Annotated in this window: 14 protein-coding genes; 12 read left to right on the top strand and 2 right to left on the bottom strand. The window is 71.8% G+C overall.

From position 1 onward, the window contains the following. Positions 1-94: 94 nt before the first annotated feature. The 8 genes from DEJ47_RS14630 (at position 95) to DEJ47_RS14595 (ending at position 9,955) form a co-directional block, all read left to right on the top strand. On the top strand, positions 95-1,435 hold the full coding sequence (locus DEJ47_RS14630; RefSeq protein WP_150168487.1) for an MFS transporter: 1,341 nt from the start codon (positions 95-97) through the stop codon (positions 1,433-1,435). A gap of 132 nt (positions 1,436-1,567) precedes the next feature. Next, on the top strand, positions 1,568-2,827 hold the full coding sequence (locus DEJ47_RS14625) for a uroporphyrinogen-III synthase (RefSeq protein ID WP_150168485.1): 1,260 nt from the start codon (positions 1,568-1,570) through the stop codon (positions 2,825-2,827). 139 nt (positions 2,828-2,966) lie between these two features. After that, positions 2,967-3,560, top strand: a complete 594-nt coding sequence (locus DEJ47_RS14620; protein ID WP_150168483.1) for a CGNR zinc finger domain-containing protein — start codon at positions 2,967-2,969, stop codon at positions 3,558-3,560. Positions 3,561-3,684: 124 nt separating this feature from the next. Then, complete coding sequence (locus DEJ47_RS14615) at positions 3,685-4,260, top strand: sigma-70 family RNA polymerase sigma factor (protein WP_150168481.1); 576 nt, start codon at positions 3,685-3,687, stop codon at positions 4,258-4,260. Beyond that, positions 4,257-5,063, top strand: coding sequence for an anti-sigma factor family protein (locus tag DEJ47_RS14610; RefSeq protein ID WP_150168479.1), 807 nt, complete (start codon positions 4,257-4,259; stop codon positions 5,061-5,063). The genes DEJ47_RS14615 and DEJ47_RS14610 overlap by 4 nt, the downstream gene beginning before the upstream one ends. Before the next feature lie 99 nt (positions 5,064-5,162). Continuing rightward, on the top strand, positions 5,163-7,511 hold the full coding sequence (locus tag DEJ47_RS14605; protein WP_190415418.1) for a HelD family protein: 2,349 nt from the start codon (positions 5,163-5,165) through the stop codon (positions 7,509-7,511). A gap of 432 nt (positions 7,512-7,943) precedes the next feature. Beyond that, positions 7,944-9,374: an NAD-dependent malic enzyme gene (locus DEJ47_RS14600; RefSeq protein WP_150168475.1), complete on the top strand. Its 1,431-nt coding sequence runs from the start codon at positions 7,944-7,946 to the stop codon at positions 9,372-9,374. A 299-nt stretch (positions 9,375-9,673) separates the two neighbouring features. Next, complete coding sequence (locus tag DEJ47_RS14595; protein WP_016645140.1) at positions 9,674-9,955, top strand: HU family DNA-binding protein; 282 nt, start codon at positions 9,674-9,676, stop codon at positions 9,953-9,955. A 108-nt stretch (positions 9,956-10,063) separates the two neighbouring features. Here DEJ47_RS14595 and murA read toward each other — a convergent pair whose 3' ends face one another. Beyond that, a complete protein-coding gene (gene murA / locus DEJ47_RS14590) occupies positions 10,064-11,407 on the bottom strand; it encodes a UDP-N-acetylglucosamine 1-carboxyvinyltransferase (RefSeq protein ID WP_055566701.1) in 1,344 nt (447 codons plus the stop codon). A 254-nt stretch (positions 11,408-11,661) separates the two neighbouring features. Here murA and DEJ47_RS14585 point away from each other — a divergent pair, with 254 nt between their 5' ends. Next, positions 11,662-12,264: a YqgE/AlgH family protein gene (locus tag DEJ47_RS14585; protein ID WP_190415416.1), complete on the top strand. Its 603-nt coding sequence runs from the start codon at positions 11,662-11,664 to the stop codon at positions 12,262-12,264. Here DEJ47_RS14585 and DEJ47_RS14580 read toward each other — a convergent pair. Beyond that, a complete protein-coding gene (locus DEJ47_RS14580) occupies positions 12,237-13,115 on the bottom strand; it encodes a LysR family transcriptional regulator (RefSeq protein WP_150168472.1) in 879 nt (292 codons plus the stop codon). The two genes, DEJ47_RS14585 and DEJ47_RS14580, sit on opposite strands and share 28 nt — an antisense overlap. A 79-nt stretch (positions 13,116-13,194) precedes the next feature. Between DEJ47_RS14580 and DEJ47_RS14575 the strand changes: the two genes are divergently transcribed. The 3 genes from DEJ47_RS14575 (at position 13,195) to DEJ47_RS14565 (ending at position 16,476) form a co-directional block, all read left to right on the top strand. After that, complete coding sequence (locus DEJ47_RS14575; RefSeq protein ID WP_223828357.1) at positions 13,195-14,409, top strand: MFS transporter; 1,215 nt, start codon at positions 13,195-13,197, stop codon at positions 14,407-14,409. Between the two features lie 15 nt (positions 14,410-14,424). Continuing rightward, positions 14,425-14,724 carry a DUF3039 domain-containing protein gene (locus DEJ47_RS14570; protein ID WP_150168469.1) on the top strand — a complete coding sequence of 100 codons (300 nt, stop codon included), beginning with the start codon at positions 14,425-14,427 and terminating at the stop codon, positions 14,722-14,724. Between the two features lie 126 nt (positions 14,725-14,850). Further along, on the top strand, positions 14,851-16,476 hold the full coding sequence (locus DEJ47_RS14565) for a beta-N-acetylhexosaminidase (protein WP_150168468.1): 1,626 nt from the start codon (positions 14,851-14,853) through the stop codon (positions 16,474-16,476). The last annotated feature ends 107 nt before the right edge of the window (positions 16,477-16,583 follow it).

Below are 16,583 nucleotides of genomic sequence, written 5' to 3'. Positions count from 1 at the left end.
CCGTCGTGGTCATCGGGCGGTACAGGGGGGAAACGCGGAGTCCCTAGTTTCGGGGGGTCGGCCGCTGGTCGCGGACTACCCCTGGAGGCGTGAGATGTGGATCGAGCGGTGGGAGCCGGAGGACGAGAGGTTCTGGAAGGAGGAGGGCGGGGAGAGGGTCGCCCGGCGGAATCTCGTGTTCTCCGTGCTGTCCGAGCACGTCGGGTTCTCCGTCTGGAGCCTCTGGTCGGTGATGGTCCTGTTCATGGGGCCCGAGTACGGGATCGACGCCGCCGGCAAGTTCTTCCTCGTGTCGATGGCGACCCTCGTCGGCGCCGTCGTCCGCGTGCCCTACACCTTCGCCGTCGCCCGGTTCGGGGGGCGGAACTGGACCGTCATCGCCGCGTCCCTGCTGCTGCTGCCCACCGTCGCCGCGTTCGTGGTGATGGAGCCCGGGACCTCGTACAGCACCTTCATGCTGTGCGCGCTGCTCACCGGCGTCGGCGGAGGCAACTTCGCCTCCAGCATGACCAACATCAACTCCTTCTTCCCGCTGCGGGAGAAAGGGTGGGCGCTCGGGCTCAACGCCGGGGGCGGCAACATCGGTGTGCCCGTCGTGCAGCTCGTGGGGCTCGCCGTCATCGGGGCGGGAGGCGGACCCCGTGTCGTGCTCGGGGTCTACATTCCCTTCATTCTGATGTCCGCCCTCTGCGCCTACCTCTTCATGGACAGCATCTCCTCCGTGCGCAATGACACCGGCGCCGTCAAGGCCGCCGTTCGTGATCCGCACACGTGGATCATGTCGTTCCTCTACGTGGGGACCTTCGGCTCGTTCATCGGGTACGGGTTCGCCTTCGGGCTCGTCCTGCAGACGCAGTTCGGGCGTACGCCGCTGGAGGCCGCGCAGCTCACCTTCGTCGGGCCGTTGCTCGGCTCGCTCGTGCGGCCCTTCGGCGGGCGGCTCGCCGACCGGTTCGGCGGGGCCCGCATCACGCTGTGGAACTTCCTCGGCATGGGCGCCGCGACCGGCGTCGTCGTCATCGCCTCCATGCGCGAGTCGCTGCCGCTCTTCGTCGGCGCCTTCGTCGCGCTCTTCGTGCTGACGGGGCTCGGCAACGGTTCCACGTACAAGATGATCCCCGGGATCTTCCAGGCCAAGGCCGAGGCCCGGGGCCTCACGGGGGAGGACGCCGCCGCCGAGGGGAGGCGGCTCTCCGGTGCGGCCATGGGGCTGATCGGGGCCGTCGGCGGGCTCGGCGGGCTCGGCATCAACCTCGCGCTGCGGCAGTCCTTCCAGACGGTCGGCTCCGGCACCGGCGCCTATCTCGCCTTTCTCGCCTTCTACGGGGTGTGCGCCGGGGTCACCTGCTTCGTATACCTTCGGCGGCCGGTCGCCCGTACGACCGCGACAGCCGACACCGGGGAGAAGACGCAGCTCAGCTACGCCGATGTGTGACGTTGCCGGGTGCGGCCGATGCGTGGGCCGGCGCGGCGCGCAACACGTAACACGACGGACATCGGGGGGAACCGAGGGTGTCACGCGCCGTTGACAGGCTCGGTCGTCCGCCCATGAGGACGAGAGCAGCCTATGCACGCCACACCCAGGAACGAACCCTCGACACCCGGTAACGAACCCTCCGCACCCAGGAACGAACCCTCGACACCCGGGAACGAACCCCCCGGTCCCCGGACCGGTCCCTCCGGTTCCAGGACCGGTCCCTCCGGCCCCGGCCCCCTCGCCGGGTTCACCGTCGGCGTCACCGCCGCCCGCCGCGCAGACGAGCTCGGCACGCTCCTCGAACGGCGCGGCGCGAGCGTCCTGCACGCGCCCGCCCTGCGCATCGTGCCGCTCGCCGACGACAGTGAACTGCTGGACGCCACCAAGCAGTTGATCGAGCAGGCCCCTGACGTCGTGGTCGCCACCACCGCCATCGGGTTCCGCGGGTGGATCGAGGCCGCCGACGGATGGGGGTACGGGGAGGCGCTGCTGCGCTGTCTGCGCGGGGTCGAGCTGCTCGCCCGCGGTCCGAAGGTCAAGGGGGCCGTACGGGCCGCCGGACTCACCGAGGAGTGGTCGCCGTCCTCCGAATCCATGGCGGAGGTCCTCGACCGGCTGCTGGGAGAGGGAGTCGAGGGGCGACGCGTCGCACTGCAGCTGCACGGCGAGCCGCTGCCCGGATTCGTCGAGGCGCTCCGGGCGGGCGGCGCGGAAGTCGTCATGGTGCCCGTCTACCGGTGGCTGCCCCCGGAGGACATCACACCCGTCGACCGGCTGCTCGACGCGGCCGTCGGGCGCGGCGTCGACGCGCTGACGTTCACCAGCGCGCCCGCCGCCGCGTCCCTGCTCGCCCGCGCGGAGGAGCGGGGCATGACCGACGAGCTGCTCGCCGCCCTGCGCCACGACGTGCTGTCCGCCTGCGTGGGGCCTGTCACCGCGCTGCCGTTGCAGTCCCTCGGCATCGACACGGTGCAGCCGGAGCGGTTCCGGCTCGGACCGCTCGTCCAGGTGCTCTGCCGCGAACTGCCCGCCCGAGCGAGGGTGTTGACCGTGGCCGGGCACCGGGTCGAGATCCGCGGGCATGCCGTCCTCGTCGACGACGAGCTGCGCGCGGTGCCGCCCGCCGGCATGGCTCTGCTCGCCGCCCTCGCCCGACGGCCCGGCTGGGTCGTCGCCCGCGCGGAACTGCTGCGCGCGCTGCCGGGCGCGGGGCGCGACGAGCACGCGGTGGAGTCCGCGATGGCCCGTCTGCGGACGGCCCTCGGCACGCCGAAGCTGATCCAGACCGTCGTGAAGCGCGGCTACCGGCTCGCCCTCGACCCGTCGTCGGGGTCCAAGTACGCGGGATGAGGCCTCCGCGGCGCCACAGCGGAGGGCCGCGTTCTCGGGGGAACCTGGTACGCCGGGTTCCGGACCCGCCTCGGGGAGTGCACTGTAGGGGTACGCGACGGCATCACTCACCGGTATCCCCCAAGGCGGTGACACACGCATGGCGTTGGGCACGGCCCCGGCTCCGTACGAGCTGCGATTCGACTCCGGGCGGAGCTGTCTGGACCTCGTGGCGACGAACCACCCCGTGGAACGGCTCGACTCCGTGGCACGGCTGCGTGCCTGGCTCACCGGTGCGGGCCTCGTACCCGCGGAAGCGTTACTGCACGGCGCCGGGCCACAGTGGCTCGCCGCCTTCCACGAACTGCGCACCCACATCGGGCAGGTGGTGCGCGGGGAGATCGAGGGGCGGCCCCTCGCCACCGCCGCCGCACTCGACCGCGTCAACGCGCTGGCCGCCGCGCCGCCCCCGGCCCCGTGCGCGGTACGCGCCGCCGACGGCACGCTCGTCCGCGTCCTGCGCGGTGAACCCGGCTGCGCGGCGCTCGTCGCCGCGGTCGCCCGGGACGCCGTCGACCTGCTCACGGACCCGGTGGCCCGCGCGCTGCTCCGTCAGTGCGAGGGCGACAACTGCCCCATCGTGTACCTCGACACGTCCCGCGGGCGTCGGCGCCGCTGGTGCTCCAGCGAGGTGTGCGGCAACCGGGAACGAGTGGCCAGACACCGCCGGAGGGCGGCACTCGCCCGCCCCTGAGAGCAGGCGTCGCGGTACCGTCGGCCGCCCGGTCGCGCCCCCGTTGAACACCGCGCCCCTCACCTACGTACCTCCGTCGTGAGACCCGCCCGACCCGCCGAAAGCGCGGACACCGGAGGTACGCGTGCGCAAGGATTCCGCCGTGGCCGATGAGCGCCCGCAGCCGCACCGCCATCGTCTCGGCCGGCCCCCGGGCCCGGACGAGGAGTTGATGCGCGCCCTCTACCAGGAGCACGCGGGGCCACTCCTCGCCTACGTGCTCCGGCTGGTGGCGGGGGACCGGCAGCGTGCCGAGGACGTCGTGCAGGAGACGCTCATCCGTGCCTGGAAGAACGCCGGTCGGCTCAACAGTGCCACCGGTTCGGTCCGCCCCTGGCTGGTGACGGTCGCCCGGCGCATCGTCATCGACGGCCACCGCAGCCGGCAGGCCCGGCCGCAGGAGGTCGATCCGTCGCCGCTGGAGGTCATCCCCGCGGAGGACGAGATCGACAGGGCACTGTGGCTGATGACGCTTTCGGACGCACTGGAGGACCTGACTCCCGCACACCGGGAGGTACTTGTCGAGACCTACTTCAAAGGGCGTACGGTCAACGAGGCGGCCGAGACGCTGGGCATACCCAGCGGGACGGTCCGCTCACGGGTCTTCTACGCGCTTCGCTCGATGAAGCTGGCGCTCGAGGAGCGGGGGGTGACGGCATGACCGAGTTCCACAGCCACCACGGCGCGCGGCAGGACGACGACGTCCACGAGACCGTGGGTGCCTACGCCCTGGGGATCCTGGACGACGCGGAGGCGACGCGGTTCGAGGCGCACCTCGCCGGGTGCGGGTTCTGCAGGCAGCAGCTGGACGAGCTCTCCGGCATGGAGCCGATGCTGGCCGCCCTCGCGGACTTCCCGGGCCCGCGCGGCGTGCCCGCGATCGGCGAGCAGCTCGCCGCCCGGCCGAGCCCCCGCCTTGCCGAACGGCTCGTCGGTGAGGTGTCCGTGACACGGCAGCGCGGGCGCAGGCGCGGCATGTTCCTGGTCGCGGCGGCGGTCGCGCTGATCGTCGGCGGCCCGCTCGTCGTGCTCGCGGTGACCGGGGACGACGGAGGGACGGACGGCACCGAGGACATCGCCGCCGAACCGCACCCCACCAGTCCCGCCGAGGACGCCTTCTTCCACCACATGGACGAGAAGGTCCGGGCCACGGACCCGACGACCAAGGTCAGCGCCACCGTCGGCACCGAGAAGAAGGCCTGGGGCACCCACACCGTCCTGGAGCTGAAGAACGTCAAGGGGCCCCTGAAGTGCTCACTGATCGCGGTCGGCAAGGACGGCGAGAAGGAGACGGTCAGCAGCTGGTCGGTGCCCGAGTGGGGATACGGCATCAAGGACAGCCCGAACAAATGGGCACGCGGTCCGCTCTACGTCCACGGGGGCGCCGCCATGGACCGCAACGACATCGACCACTTCGAGGTGACCACGTTCGACGGCGACCGGCTGGTCAAGGTCGACGCATAGGACACCGCTCGCGCACGACAAGTGCACAGGATGGGCCCCTTTCGCCTAAGGTGGACGGCTGCTCGGTACGGGCAGCAGCACGGTGTGAAAGGGGCCCCGGTGGCCGACGTACGCGACCGCGAGATCAGCGTCGAACAGGAACATCTCGACCAGGTCTACCGACGTCTCGAGGAGAAGATCCACGAGGCGGAGTTCCTGATGAACGACGCGGCCAAGCGCTCCCAGGTCGGTACGCCCGGCGCGCTCGCCGAACGCGACGCGCAGGTCTTCCGCGCCGGCGTCCATCTGAACCGGCTCAACAACGAGTTCGAGGACTTCCTCTTCGGGCGCATCGACCTGCTCCGGGGCAAGGACGGCAAGAAGGGGCCCGACGGCGCGTACACGGCGGTCGAGCCCGCGGAGGGCGCGGTCCGCGAGGACGAGAGCGGCAAGCACGCGGAGATCGCGGAGACGCTGCACATCGGCCGCATCGGCGTCCTCGACGCGGACTACTCCCCGCTGGTCATCGACTGGCGCGCGCCGGCCGCCGCGCCGTTCTACCGCTCGACCCCGGTCGACCCGGGCCGCGTCGTGCGCCGCCGCGTCATCCGCTCCAAGGGCCGCAAGGTCCTCGGCGTCGAGGACGACCTGATGCGCCCGGAGATCACCGCACGCCTGGACGGCGAGGTGCTCCCCGTCATCGGCGACGGCGCCCTGATGGCCGCCCTCGGCCAGGCCCGCAGCCACTCCATGCGGGACATCGTGGCGTCCATCCAGGCCGAACAGGACATGGTCATCCGCGCGCCCGCCGCCTCGGTGACATACGTGGAGGGCGGCCCCGGCACCGGCAAGACCGCGGTGGCCCTGCACCGGGCCGCGTACCTGCTCTACCAGGACCGCCGCCGGTACGCGGGCGGCATCCTCATCGTCTCCCCGACCCCGCTCCTGGTCGCCTACACCGAGGGCGTGCTGCCCTCCCTCGGCGAGGAGGGGCAGGTCGCGATCCGCGCCGTCGGCTCGCTGGTCGACGGGGTGGAGGCCACCGAGTACGACAGCCCTGCCGTGGCACGGGCCAAGGGCTCGTCGCGGATGCTGAGGGTCCTGAGGAAGGCGGCGAGGGGGGCGCTGGAGGGCACGACCGCCCACGTTCCGGCCGCCGCCCCGCAGGACGGCCAGCTGTCCTTCGGCGACGAGGAACCCGCCGACCCGCGGCCCGCCGCCACCCCCACCCGCCTCCGCGTGGTCGCGTTCGGGCGGCGCCTGGAACTGGACGCCGACCACCTCGACCGCATCCGCCGCACCGCCCTGAGCGGCACCGCTCCCGTCAACCTCCTGCGCCCCCGCGCCCGCAAGCTCCTCCTGGACGCCCTGTGGGCGCAGTCCGGCGCGGCGGGACGCCACACCGACCCGGAGCTCGCCGCCGAGCTGCGCTCGTCCTTCGACGACGACATCACGTCCGAGGACGACTTCATCCGGTTCCTGGACGCGTGGTGGCCGGAGCTCACCCCGCGCGGGGTGCTCACCGCGATGAGCGACGAGAAGCGGCTCGGGCGGTGGGCGCGGCGGATCCTCAACCCGGGCGAGGTCCGCAAGGTCGCCCGTTCGCTGCGGCGCGACGCGCTGTCCGTGCACGACGTGGCGCTCCTCGACGAGCTCCAGGCGATCCTCGGCACCCCGCACCGCCCCAAGAAGAAGCGCGAGCTCGACCCGCTCGATCTGCTCACCGGGCTCGAGGAGCTGATGCCGCAGCGCGAGGAGTCCCAGCGCGAGCGCGCCGAGCGGCTCGCCGCGGAACGCACCGAGTACGCGCACGTCATCGTCGACGAGGCGCAGGACCTCACCCCCATGCAGTGGCGGATGGTCGGCCGCCGCGGCCGGCACGCCACGTGGACCGTCGTGGGCGACCCGGCCCAGTCCTCGTGGTCGGACCCGGACGAGGCGGCCGAGGCCCGTGACGAGGCCCTGGGGACCCGCCCGCGCCGCCGTTTCGAGCTCACCGTCAACTACCGCAACCCCGCCGAGATCGCGCAGCTCGCCGCGAAGGTCCTGGCCCTGGCGATGCCGGGTGCCGAGTCCCCGTCGGCGGTCCGCTCGACCGGCGTGGAGCCCCGCTTCGCCGTCGTACGGGACAAGGACCTCGCCGCCTCCGTGCGCGAGGAGGCGGCGCGGCTCCTGGAGCGCGTCGACGGGACGGTCGGCGTCGTCGTGGCGATGAACCGGCGCGAGCAGGCGGCGCGCTGGCTCGCGGGCCTGGGCGACCGGGTCGTGGCGCTCGGCAGCCTGGAGGCCAAGGGCCTGGAGTACGACGCGACGCTCGTCGTGTCGCCCGCCGAGATCGCGGACGAGTCACCGGCGGGCCTGCGCGTCCTGTACGTGGCGCTGACCCGTGCGACGCAGCAGCTCACGGTCCTTTCGGGGGAGCGGGACGAGCCGGACGAGGACGGCGTGCCGGACCTGCTCAGGGACTGAGCCGCACGGGTTCCGAGTGGTCTCCGCGCGGGTTTCCGAGCGGGTTTCCGGGACGGGAATTGCCTTACGGGGTTCGTTTGTTACCTTGGATGTGGCACCGGCTCGATCCAAGCCCCCGGGCCCAACCATCGTCGCTACGAGCGACCACTTGCCGCGAGGCGAGCATGGCGGGTCGGTGTCATGAACGTACGGGAGAGGCCCACGTCACCACGTGACGTGGGCCTCTTTCCGTGTTCGGGACCGGCTTCCCGTGTGCGGGGCCCCTCTTCCGCGACGAGCCAACTTCTCGTATGGTGGAAACCAGTTTCCAAAAACGCAGCGCACTGGCCGGTGAACAAAACGTTCGCAATCCGGGGCGGCTACCACGTACTCGGCGGTAGGTGCGACCATCGGACGGCAAGAGCTACAAGGTGAAAGCAGAGGAAGTCGGCCATGGCAACGGCGCCCAGCGTCTCCTACTCGATGACGGTCCGGCTGGAGGTGCCCGCGAGCGGAACGGCGGTCTCCCAGCTCACCACGGCCGTCGAGTCTTCCGGGGGCTCGGTCACCGGCCTCGACGTCACGGCCTCCGGCCACGAGATGCTGCGGATCGACGTGACGATCGCGGCGTCCTCCACCACGCACGCCGACGAGATCGTCGAGCAGCTGCGCACGATCGAGGGCGTCACCCTCGGCAAGGTCTCCGACCGTACGTTCCTGATGCACCTCGGCGGCAAGATCGAGATGGCGTCGAAGCACCCCATCCGCAACCGTGACGACCTGTCCATGGTCTACACGCCCGGTGTCGCCCGCGTCTGCATGGCGATCGCCGAGAACCCCGAGGACGCGCGCCGCCTCACCATCAAGCGCAACTCCGTTGCGGTCGTAACGGACGGTTCGGCCGTCCTCGGCCTCGGCAACATCGGCCCGAAGGCCGCGCTGCCGGTCATGGAGGGCAAGGCGGCCCTCTTCAAGCGCTTCGCCGGCATCGACGCCTGGCCGATCTGCCTGGACACCCAGGACACCGACGCCATCGTCGAGATCGTCAAGGCCATCGCCCCCGGCTTCGCGGGCATCAACCTGGAGGACATCTCCGCGCCCCGCTGCTTCGAGATCGAGGCACGCCTCCGCGAGGCCCTGGACATCCCCGTCTTCCACGACGACCAGCACGGCACCGCCATCGTCGTCCTCGCCGCCCTCACCAACGCCCTGCGCGTGGTGAACAAGGGCATCGGCGACGTGCGCGTCGTCATGTCGGGCGCGGGTGCGGCCGGCACGGCCATCCTCAAGCTGCTGCTCGCCGCCGGCGTCAAGAACGCCGTCGTGGCCGACATCCACGGCGTCGTGCACGCCGACCGCGAGGACCTGGTGTCCCACGACGCCGACTCGCCGCTGCGCTGGATCGCCGAGAACACCAACCCCGAGGGCCTCACCGGCACCCTCAAGGAGGCCGTCGTCGGCGCCGACGTGTTCATCGGCGTGTCGGCCCCGAACGTGCTGAACGGCGACGACGTCGCCGCCATGGCCGAAGGCGCCATCGTGTTCGCGCTCGCGAACCCCGACCCCGAGGTCGACCCGGCAATCGCCCGCCAGACGGCCGCAGTTGTCGCCACCGGACGCTCGGACTTCCCGAACCAGATCAACAACGTCCTGGTCTTCCCGGGTGTCTTCCGCGGGCTCCTGGACGCCCAGTCGCGCACCGTCAACACGGAGATGATGCTGGCCGCCGCGGGTGCCCTCGCGGACGTCGTCGCCGAGGACGAGCTGAACCGGAACTACATCATCCCCAGCGTCTTCAACGACAAGGTCGCCCCCGCCGTGGCCGACGCCGTGCGGAGCGCCGCGAAGGCCGCCGGGGCCGCTGTGACAGGCGCCACGGCCTAGGGACACGGCGCGTCGCGGGACCCGGGCCCCTCGGGCCCCCTCTAGGGTGGCTTGGCAGCAAGCCCTCCGGCCTCCGGCATTTCAGGGGCGGCGGACGCTTTTCGTGTGACCCCCACGGGCACCGGATTGGCTTTCCCGCCGCAGGTGGGGGCAGGATGCGTAATCGGGCGCGAGGGTCTGACGTCAGACCCGGGTCCGGGGACTGTCCGAGGACCCTGGCAGCATCGTCTTCGCTGTGCCCATCATGCGGCCTCGCCGCGTGGCACGCCTCAACGGCAAAAGAACACGGGAGTACAAACATGAACCGCAGTGAGCTGGTGGCCGCGCTGGCCGACCGCGCAGAGGTGACCCGCAAGGACGCCGACGCCGTGCTGGCCGCGTTCGCCGAGACCGTCGGCGAGATCGTTGCCAAGGGCGACGAGAAGGTCACCATCCCCGGCTTCCTGACCTTCGAGCGCACCCACCGTGCCGCTCGCACCGCCCGCAACCCGCAGACCGGCGAGCCGATCAACATCCCGGCCGGTTACAGCGTCAAGGTTTCGGCCGGTTCCAAGCTGAAGGAAGCGGCGAAGGGCAAGTAGCCCCGAGCAGCGATGAGGGGCGGCCACCCATCCGGGTGGCCGCCCCTTTCGCGTGCCGTACTGCCGCCGTACCGCTTCAGGGGGCCCGTACGGCCCCCTGCGGGCCCGCTAGGCCAGCGGTGCCTTGCCGGGCAGCTCGACCTTCGCGCCGAGCTCCACGAGCTTCTCCATGAAGTTCTCGTAGCCGCGGTTGATCAGGTCGATGCCGTGGACGCGGGACGTGCCCTGCGCCGCCAGGGCGGCGATGAGGTACGAGAAGCCGCCGCGCAGGTCCGGGATGACCAGATCGGCGCCCTGGAGCTTCGTCGGGCCGCTGACGACCGCCGAGTGGAGGAAGTTCCGCTGGCCGAAACGGCAGTCGGAACCGCCGAGGCACTCGCGGTACAGCTGGATGTGCGCACCCATCTGGTTGAGCGCCGAGGTGAAGCCGAGCCGCGACTCGTACACCGTCTCGTGGACGATCGACAGGCCCGCGGCCTGCGTCAGCGCCACGACGAGCGGCTGCTGCCAGTCCGTCTGGAAGCCGGGGTGCACGTCCGTCTCCAGGGCGATCGCGTTGAGCGAGCCGCCCGGGTGCCAGAAGCGGATGCCCTCGTCGTCGATCTCGAAGGCACCCCCCACCTTCCGGTAGGTGTTCAGGAACGTCATCATCGAGCGCTGCTGGGCGCCGCGCACGTAGATGTTGCCCTCGGTGGCCAGGGCGGCGGACGCCCAGGAGGCGGCCTCCAGGCGGTCCGAGAGGGCGTGGTGGTTGTAGCCGCCGAGGCTGTCGACACCGGTGATCCGGATGGTCCGGTCGGTGTCCATCGCGATGATCGCGCCCATTTTCTGCAGGACGCAGATCAGGTCCTCGATCTCCGGCTCCACCGCGGCGTTGGAGAGCTCCGTCACGCCCTCCGCGAGGACGGCGGTGAGCAGGACCTGCTCGGTGGCGCCCACGGACGGGTACGGCAGACGGATCTTCGTGCCGCGCAGCCGCTGCGGGGCCTCCAGGTACTGGCCGCCCTCACGCTTCTCGATGGTCGCGCCGAACTGGCGCAGCACCTCGAAGTGGAAGTCGATCGGCCGGCCGCCGATGTCGCAGCCGCCGAGGCCCGGGATGAAGGCGTGGCCCAGGCGGTGCAGCAGGGGGCCGCAGAAGAGGATCGGAATGCGCGACGACCCCGCGTGGGCGTCGATGTCGGCGACGTTCGCGCTCTCCACGTGGGAGGGGTCCATGATGAGCTCGCCCGGCTCCTCACCGGGGCGGACCGTCACGCCGTGCAGCTGCAGCAGACCGCGCACGACGCGTACGTCGCGGATGTCTGGGACATTGCGCAGCCGGCTCGGGGCGCTGCCGAGCAGCGCGGCCACCATGGCCTTCGGCACGAGGTTCTTCGCGCCGCGGACACGGATCTCGCCCTCGAGCGGAGTGCCGCCGTGGACAAGCAGGACATCATCGGTGACGGTCATGAATCTCGCGTTCCGATTGAATGGACAGGGGGACCAAAGGGCCAAGCGTAATGGCCGCGTACCCCCCTTCCGTAAGGCCGAGGCCGCCCAGAACAGGTCATGAGTTCGTGACAACACGAACCGTGCGTATCCGGACACACCGGGTCACCGTCCGTTTCGCCGGTTCCACCGGCCCCATCCTGCCCTGAGCTGCGTTCACTCCGTTATGCGCATTGGCTCCCCGCGCGGGGCGAAGATGCGGGATCATGTGCACCATGACCGAGGTGTCCTCGCTCACAGGCCGGCTGCTCGTGGCCACACCGGCCCTGGCGGACCCGAACTTCGACCGCGCGGTGGTGCTGCTCCTCGACCACGACGAGAAGGGCTCGCTCGGTGTGGTCCTGAACCGCCCGACCCCCGTGGACGTCACCGACATCCTGGAGGGCTGGGGGCGGCTCGCCGGTGCGCCAGGAGTGGTCTTCCAGGGCGGCCCCGTCTCGCTGGACTCGGCGCTCGGGGTCGCGGTGATCCCCGGCGACGAGGGCACGTCGCCCGGCACCCGCAAGCGGACGCCCGCGCTGCGCGACCCTGTCGGCTTCCGCCGCGTCCACGGCGCGATCGGCCTCGTCGACCTGGAGGCCCCGCCGGAACTCCTCGCCCCGGCCCTCGGCTCCCTGCGCATCTTCGCGGGCTATTCGGGCTGGGGCCCCGGTCAGCTGGAGAGCGAGCTGGAGGACGGCGCCTGGTACGTGGTCGAGTCCGAACCGGGCGACGTCTCGTCCCCCGACCCGGAGCGGCTGTGGCGGGCCGTCCTGAGACGCCAGCGGAGCGAGCTGGCGATGGTGGCGACCTATCCGGACGACGCGTCGCTGAACTGACGGGCCTGATGCAGGTACCGCTCCGCCAGCGGGTGGGAGTCCCTCGCCGGGACCGCCAGGCGCACGGTGACCGGCGGCGCGTTCTTCAGGCGTACGCGGCGCAGCGCCGGATGCGTGTGTCTGCGCGCCACCGGTTCCGGGGCGATGCCCACGCCGTGGCCCGCCGCGACCGCCTCCAGCCACTCGTCGAGGTTGTCGGCCGTGCAGGCGAGCCGTGGGCGGCGCTCCGGTGGCCACAGGTCCGGGCTCGTCGTGCCGGTCACCGTGTTCACCACCAGCGGCACGTCCGCGAGTTCCGCCCAGTCGACCACGCGCCGCCCCGCCAGCTCCGCCGCCCCGCGTGCGACGACGGCGACGCGCGGCTCCCGCAGCAGCACCCGCGTGCGGACCGCGGCGCCGGACGGTACGTCACCCCGTACGACCGCGACATCGCACGCGCCCGACAGGAGCCCGGCGAGGGGTTCGTCCCGGCGCACGAGCCGCACGCCCGCACCCGTCGCCGCCTTGAACGCGTGCACCAGATCGGCGCAGGCCTGCGGCAGGAGTGAGGTGAACCCGAGGCGCAGGAGCGGGGGCTCGCTGCCCGCCGTGCGCAGCGCCCCGTCGAGCCGGGACAGGAGCGGCGCCAGCTCGTCGCGGAGGCGGGAGCCCGCCTCGGTGAGGGCGACCCGGCGCGTGGTCCGCTCCAGGAGGCGCGTGCCGAGCGCGTCCTCCAGCGCCCGCACGGTCCGCGTCAGGGCGGGCTGGCCGACGCGCAGCACTGCGGCGGCGTGCGTGAAGTTCAGCTCGTCGGCGACGGCGAGAAAACCCCGCAGGTGGCGCAGTTCGACGCCGGGCGGTACGTGATCCATGCTGCCCCAGCATAAATGCGCCTCGCACGCATTTCTCCCCGGATGCGGAGGCTGCCTACGTTTCCAGCCTTCGTGAGACATGAGACATGAGACAGGGGAGTTGAACGCCGTGCGCAAGGTATGGCTGTTGATGGTGGGGTCCTTCACGCTCGGGCTCGACGCCTACGTGATGGCGGGGCTCCTGCCGGTGGTCGCCGACGACCTGGCGACGACCGTCTCCCTCGCCGGGCAGATGGTCACCGTCTTCACCCTCGCCTACGCGGTGAGCGCACCGCTCGTCGCCGGACTCCTCTCCGGGGTCCGCCCGCGCGTACTGATCGTCGCCGCGCTCGCCGTCTTCACCCTCGGCAACGGACTCACCGCACTCGCCCCCGGGCTCACCGTGCTGCTCGTCGCGCGCGCCGTGGCGGGGATCGGCGCCGGGGTGTACTCGGCGCTGTCCACCGCGGCCGCCGCCGCCCTCGCGGGGGAGGAGCGGCGCGGGCGGGCGCTCGCGCTGGTGATGGGCGGGATGAGTTCGGGCACGGTCCTCGGCGTGCCGCTGGGCGTGCTGCTCGCCGACCACACCTCGTGGCGGGCCACGATGTGGCTGGTGACGGGGCTCGGCGCGGTCGCCCTGCTCGGCCTCGCGGTGGGGCTCCCGGACATCCCCGCCGCCCCGGCGGTCCCGATGCGGGCGCGGCTCGCGGCGCTCACCGACCGCACGGTGCTGCCCGTCGTCGGCGTCTCGTTCCTGGGCGCGGTGGCGAGCCTCGGCCTCTACACCTACCTCGCGCCCGTGCTCGCCTCCTCGGGCGGCGTGGGCGACGGCGCGGTGGCGCCGTACCTGTGGGCGTGGGGGCTCGGCGGAGTGCTCGGCAGCGTCGTCGCCGGACCGCTGGTGGACCGTACCGGCCGGGTGTACGTCCTCGTGACCGGAATCGTCTCCACCCTGGTCGTCGCGATCGGCGTCCTGCCGCTGCTCGGCGCCGCCGCCCACCCCGCGCTCGTCGTCTGGGGCGCCGCGGGCTGGGCGTTCCAGGTCCCGCAGCAGCACCGCCTCCTCGCCCTGCGCGCCGAACGCGGCACGGTCGCCCTCGCCCTCAACAACTCCGCCCTCTACCTGGGCAGCGCGGTCGGCTCGGGAGCGGCCGGGCTCGCCCTCGCCGCGGGGCTCGCCCCCGAGCGCCTGCCCTGGGCGGCGGCCGCGGTCGCCGCGGCGGCCCTGGTCCTGCACCTGCTGCACAAGACCCCCGCCCGCCCCGCCGTCGCGGGGTCTCCCGACACGGCCGCTGCCGGGACGCGCCGCGCGTGAGTACCCTTGGCCGTTATGAGCACTCTTGAGCCCGAGCCCGAGCGCGGGGCAGGTACGGGGACCCTCGTTGAGCCGACACCCCAGGTGTCGCACGGTGACGGCGACCACGAGCGCTATGCGCACTACGTCCAGAAGGACAAGATCATGGCGAGCGCGCTGGACGGCACGCCCGTCGTGGCGCTCTGCGGCAAGGTGTGGGTCCCCGGCCGCGACCCGAAGAAGTACCCCGTCTGTCCCATGTGCAAGGAGATCTACGAGTCCATGGGCGCCGGCGGAGACAACGACAAGGGCGGCAAGGACGGCGGCAAGAAGTAACCGACGGAGTCCCACTCGGCCTTCCGGCGACTTCCGGCCACCGGAAAGCACCCTTCGCCCAAGGGGCGTTGCGCCTGCCGCAACGCCCCTTTTGCGTCGTGCAATCGCGTGACAGTCTGCGGTCGCATGACCTTTGAGCAACTCGTTCCGGCGCCGACCAGCGCCCGCTGGGTCCCGCCCACCCAAGGTTCCTTTCCCCTCGACGACGAGACCGCGCTGCACGCCGGACCAGGCACCGAAGGCACCGCGCGCTGGCTGCGCAGCACCGTCGGAGCCGCAACCGGCCTGCGGTTCCCCGACGGTGAGAACGAAAACGGCATCGTGCTGCGGATCGACGAGGGCCTCGCGGCCGAGGCCTACCGCCTCGTCGTCGACGGCCACGCCATCCGCATCGAGGGAGGCAGCGCGGCCGGTGTCTTCTGGGGCGCGCAGACGTTCCGTCAACTCCTCGGCCCCGAGGCGTTCCGGCGCGCCCCGCTCGACCCCGCCCGGCAGTGGACGGTGCCGATGGTCGCCGTCGAGGACGCCCCGCGCTTCGGCTGGCGCGGCATGATGCTCGACGTGTCCCGGCACTTCATGCCGAAGGACGGCGTCCTGCGGTACCTCGACCTGCTCGCCGCCCACAAGCTCAACGTCTTCCACTTCCACATCACGGACGACCAGGGCTGGCGCGTGGAGATCAAGCGCCACCCGAAGCTCACCGAGGTCGGCGCCTGGCGCTCCCGCACCCGCTGGGGCCACCGCGCGTCGCCGCTCTGGCAGGAGCACCCGCACGGCGGCTACTACACGCAGGACGACATCCGCGAAATCGTCGCGTACGCGGACTCCCTGCACATCACCGTCGTCCCGGAGATCGACATCCCCGGCCACTCGCAGGCCGCGATCACCGCGTACCCGTACCTCGGCAACAGCGATGTCGTCGACACCGAGGCCATGACCGTCTGGGACAGCTGGGGCGTCAGCCCGAACGTCCTCGCCCCCACCGAAGAGGTGCTCCGCTTCTACGAAGGGGTCTTCGAGGAGATCCTCGACCTCTTCCCCTCCACGTTCGTCCACGTCGGCGGCGACGAGTGCCCCAAGGACCAGTGGAAGGCGTCGCCCACCGCGCAGGCCCGCATCAAGGAACTCGGGGTCGGCGACGAGGACGGCCTGCAGAGCTGGTTCATCCGGCACTTCGACCGCTGGCTCGCCGACCGCGGACGCCGCCTCATCGGCTGGGACGAGATCCTGGAGGGCGGCCTCGCCGAGGGCGCCACCGTCTCCTCCTGGCGCGGCTACCGGGGCGGCATCGACGCGGCGAAGGCGGGCCACGACGTCGTCATGTGTCCCGAGCAGCAGGTGTACTTGAACTTCCGTGAGGACGGCGGCCCGGACGAGCCGATGCCCATCGCGTACGTCCGCACGCTGGAGGACGTCTACCGCTTCGAGCCCGTCCCCGCCGAGCTCACCGAGGAGGAGGCGGCCCACGTCATCGGCACCCAGGCCAACGTGTGGACCGAGGTGATGGAGCACCAGGGACGCGTCGACTACCAGGTGTTCCCGCGCCTCGCGGCCTTCAGCGAGGTGGCGTGGCGGGAGCTGCCCGCCCCGGCCGAACGTGACTTCGCCGACTTCGAACGCCGAATGAACGCCCACTATCGCCGACTTGACGCCCTGGGCGTCGACTACCGTCCGCCGAGCGGTCCACTCCCGCGACACCAGCGGCCCGGTGTGCTGGGACGCCCGATCGAGGGGGCGCCCCCGAACGTGTGAGCAGCTCCCCGGGTGCTTGGCCGGGCGTGCGGTCGAGCGGGCGGTCGCCGGAAAGGGCGGCCGCCCGAAGGCGTGCGAAATCGCCACATCCGCCTGGTTCGCGGACG

The sequence above is a fragment of the Streptomyces venezuelae genome, from assembly GCF_008642355.1.
GTDB classification, from domain to species: domain Bacteria; phylum Actinomycetota; class Actinomycetes; order Streptomycetales; family Streptomycetaceae; genus Streptomyces; species Streptomyces venezuelae_B.
Note: the sequence above shows the minus strand (reverse complement) of the source record. Positions and strands in the feature narration are given on the sequence as shown.